Source organism: Arthrobacter alkaliphilus, assembly GCF_021483235.1.
In the GTDB taxonomy this organism is placed as follows: domain Bacteria; phylum Actinomycetota; class Actinomycetes; order Actinomycetales; family Micrococcaceae; genus Arthrobacter; species Arthrobacter alkaliphilus.
Genome location: NZ_JAKEEC010000050.1, coordinates 1 through 3906 on the forward strand (window position 1 = coordinate 1; position 3906 = coordinate 3906).

Annotated in this window: 3 protein-coding genes and 1 pseudogene; all 4 read right to left on the bottom strand. The window is 62.7% G+C overall.

Annotated features, from left to right (window positions below; genetic code table 11):
* Positions 1 to 295 precede the first annotated feature (295 nt).
* The 4 genes and pseudogenes from L0B83_RS19465 to istA all read right to left on the bottom strand — a co-directional run bounded on the left by L0B83_RS19465 (position 296) and on the right by istA (position 3759).
* On the bottom strand, positions 296 to 517 hold the full coding sequence (locus L0B83_RS19465) for a hypothetical protein (RefSeq protein ID WP_056741113.1): 222 nt from the start codon (positions 515 to 517) through the stop codon (positions 296 to 298).
* A gap of 195 nt (positions 518 to 712) precedes the next feature.
* A complete protein-coding gene (gene mscL / locus L0B83_RS19470; RefSeq protein WP_066435231.1) occupies positions 713 to 1120 on the bottom strand; it encodes a large conductance mechanosensitive channel protein MscL in 408 nt (135 codons plus the stop codon).
* 177 nt (positions 1121 to 1297) lie between these two features.
* Positions 1298 to 2086 (bottom strand): annotated as a pseudogene (istB, locus tag L0B83_RS19475) (IS21-like element helper ATPase IstB); the annotation flags it as partial.
* Entirely contained in the window at positions 2083 to 3759 is a 1677-nt protein-coding gene (istA, locus tag L0B83_RS19480) for an IS21 family transposase (protein ID WP_234760222.1), read from the bottom strand. The pseudogene istB and the gene istA, both read right to left, overlap by 4 nt.
* Positions 3760 to 3906 lie beyond the last annotated feature (147 nt).

Below are 3906 nucleotides of genomic sequence, written 5' to 3' on the forward strand. Positions count from 1 at the left end.
GTGATTGTGTCAAGTATTTTTGGCCCCAGAGGGGCGATTGAAAGTGGCCCCAGGTTCACGGAACGTTGTTGTGGGTCTCGGGCTCGCGGGACGGTTTTCGCACCGGTTGGCTAAGGGTTCCTGTATCGCCCGTGGGAACGGCAGATGCCGGTCGGGGGTATGGAGTCGGGGCGCCGTCGTTGCTAGCATGTCAGATCTCTTGAGTGGGAGAAATCCATTCTGGAATGGAAAAGGTCCGGCCCGGCGTGCGCCGGGCCGGACCCTTTCAGTTAGACGCGCTAACAGTCCAGACCGACTACCCAACCTTGCCGGAGAGTGCGACCAGTACCCCTGCCGTAGCGAAGTATTTGTTGCTTCCCAGATCGCGGATGGTTTTGATTCCCATACCGGCAAGCAGTTCGTCGTGCTTTTCGGTCAGTCCGGCAAGAGCCGAGGGCGGGGCCGAAAGGACCTCGTCCAGAGTCGAGTTCTCGTAGCCCTTGTCCAATGCCTTGCCCAATTCAATCGAAACAGCCATTTTCATGTCCTTTCATCGATGACGGAAAACAAGCCCAGCCAGCCTGCGGCTGCACGAACGCCCGGATTTATCCCTGCGCCGCTGAGAGACACGCTATCGCAGCGTCGGTCTGTGGAACGTGAGCGTGCCGAAGCAATTGGGCCGCGGTTCAGCGCTTATAGCGGATTTTGGCGGGGTTTGGGTACGCCGGCTTCATTAGGGCCTGCGGTCTTGCCGGAGGGAATCCCGGATTTCCGTAAGCAGGGCAATCTGGGGGTCTTCGGCCGCTTCTTCCTTGACGTCCGGGTTGATGCCGAGGCGCCGGTTGCGGCGCTCGACCATGTGGTTCATGGGCACGACGATGACGAAGTAAATGGCTGCCGCCACGAGCACGAAGTTAACAATTGCCGTGAGCAGGACACCGAATTTGATGTCGTTTCCGTTGAGGGTCACGACGGCGAAACTATCGAAGTTCGGAGATCCGACCAGGGCCGCAATGAACGGCATGAGAACGCTTTGGACTAGGGCCGTGACTACGGCACCGAAGGCGGCACCAATCACGACGGCGACGGCAAGGTCTACGACGTTGCCCTTCATGATGAAATTCTTGAATCCGGTCAACATAGCGATCAAACTACCCCACGCGGATGCCGTATCGGTTACTTTTGGGGAAAGTTTCGAGGGGAGTCACCGAGTGCCTGCCGGCGCCCATGGCATGAGGTCGGATTCACCTCCGTGGGGACCTTGGGTTCCTGCAGCGGGGTTGTTCACCTGTTCCGAGCTTTTACGCGCGATGCCCTGGGCCAGGCGGTAGGAGTCGGTGCCGGTTTCGATGATGGTGCCGTTGAAGGTCAGCCGGTCCACGATGGCGGCGCAGAGGCGCGGGTCGGTGAAGGTTTTGGTCCAGCCGGAGAACGATTCGTTGGAGGCGATGGCGATGGAGTTTTTCTCCTCACGGTCGCTGAGGACCTGGAAGAGGAGTTCGGCGCCTCGACGGTCAAGTTCCATGTAGCCAAGCTCGTCGATGCAGAGCAGGTCCACCCGGCCGTAGCGGGCGATGGTCTTGGCCAGGACCTTCTCGTCTGCGGCTTCGATGAGTTCGTTCACGAGTCGGGTGGCGAGGGTGTATTTGACTCGGTAGCCGTTCTCCGCGGCGGCGGTGCCGAGTCCGATGAGCAGGTGGGATTTGCCGGTTCCGGAGTCCCCAATCAGGCAGAGGGGTTGTCCTTTGCGGATCCATTGTCCGGTGGCCAGGGTGTGGATGGTGGCAGGGTTGATGTTCCGGTTTGCATCGAAGTCAAAGTCCCCGAGCCACTTGTCCCGGGGAAAGTTCGCGGCTTTCACGCGCCGGATCGAGGAGCGCCGGTCCCTGTCGTCGCACTCGGCCAGCAGCAGTTCGGCCAGGAAGCCTTGGTAGGAGAGTTGTTCCTTCCCCGCGACGGCGAGGCCTTCATCGAGGACTGCCCGGATGGTGGGCAGGCGCAGTCGGCGGCAGGCCTGGTCCACGGCGGCAACCGCTGCCTGTTCGGTCAGGCCTCGCCGCCGGCGCAGGGCCGGGGTGATGGTGGTCGCCGGTGCGGTGGGGCTCATGAGATGTTCTCCTTTGACGCGGTTCCTGCGGGGTGTTCCGAACGTTTGGCCAGCAGCTCGTCATAGGCGCGGACCGATGGCAGGGGCCGGCTATCAGGTGGCAGCCCGGCGATGACGGCGACGGGGTCCATGAGGCGGCGCTGGGTGAGACTGACAACTCGTTGCACCTTCTCTTCAGCATGAACACGGGGATGACGGTCCGAACTGGCCCCGCCCCGGCAAGATGTCGTGGCGTGTCTGCGGGCTTCGACCGCGACGACGTCGGCGCTGACCGCGCCCACTACGAGGGCCGCGGTGATGCCTGCGTGGATGTCGCAGGCGTCCATGGACCGGTGGAGGAGCAGGACGTCGATGAGTTCACGGGTCCCGTCGGCGTCGCCGTTGACCCGGCGGGAGGCGGCCCAGAATGCCTCGTGCGCGCTGCTGAACGTCCCGGACTCTCGCGCCCGGGCCAAAGCGGTGGAGCCTGGAAGGGCGCCGGGCTTGGTTTTGAGGACCTCGAGATAGTGGTCCAGCTGGACCGACTGCCCGGACCGGGCGGCGAGCCGCTGGTGCCTGGCGACCACGGTGCGGCCATCGAACACCACGACCTCGGACGCCCGCAATGACACCCGGACCCTCCGGCCGATGAACCGGGCCGGGACGGAATACTTCACCATCCGGACGGTGACCATCGAGGACCTGTCGACCCTCGGGTTCAGCGCCAGACCCGGATCAAATTCCTCTGCCGGCAACGGGGCCAGGAACGGCCGTTCGATCTCGAAGTCCTGGCCTATGGTGCGGATCCTGTCATTGATCCTCCTGTCCTCGTCCTGGGCTTCCCATTTGCGGATCCGGTCGTTGAGCTCGTCCAGGGAGTCAGCAACCGGCATCGGTGAAAGCCGGTTGCGGCGGAACCAGCCCACCTCACCTTCAACCCCGCCCTTTTCGTGGGCCCCGGCGATGCCGGGCTGGCAATAGAAGGGGTCGAAGCCGTAGAACGAACGGAACAACACCCATCTGTCGTTCTCCCGGCGCTGCCGGCCCTGGCCGAACACCACAGCGGTTACAGCACTGGTGAGGTTGTCATAGCGGATATGTTTAGTCGGGACGCCGCCCAGAACTTTGAAGGCCTCCACGTGGCCTTCAAGAAAGGCTTCCTGAGCCTGGGTCGGGTAGATCCGGTGGATGGCCCTGCCCGAATGTGATAACCGGAAGATGAACATGTGGCACTTCGTCTTCACCCCGTTCAGCATGATCCAGACTTCACCGAAGTCCACCTCGGCTTCCGCTCCGGGGGCGTGTTCCTGGGGAACGAACACCTCAACCCGGCGGCCGGCCTCCACATCGATCTGGGCGCGGCGGACCCGCACATAATCCCGCACCGTCGAATACGACAGCTCCGGCGCACCGTGCTCTTCGATGAGCCGGGCCAAAATCCTGCGTGCAGTATGGCGCTGCTTCCGCGGCGCCGTCGTGTCCTCGGTCAGCATCGCATCGATCGCGCCCTTGAAGGGCTCCAGCCTCCAGGACACGCCTTGTCTCTGTTTACGCTCCGGAGGGGCAGCTGAATCCAGTGCCTGCCTTACCGTTCGCCTGTGAACCCCGTACCGAACCGCCAACGCACGAACCGACAGGCCCTCAACCCGGGCGTCCCTTCGAATCCGCGCGAACAACTCCACTCTCGACTCCATCCAGACCAGCCTTCCGCCGCATCCATCCAGTGATGAATCCAACGTTGAAGGTGGGGCCACAAATAACCGCCACAGGTGCCCGGCGAGTCATGAAGTGGGGCCGGAAATAACCGTCCTGCCGGGGCCATATAAACCTGTCACAGCCAG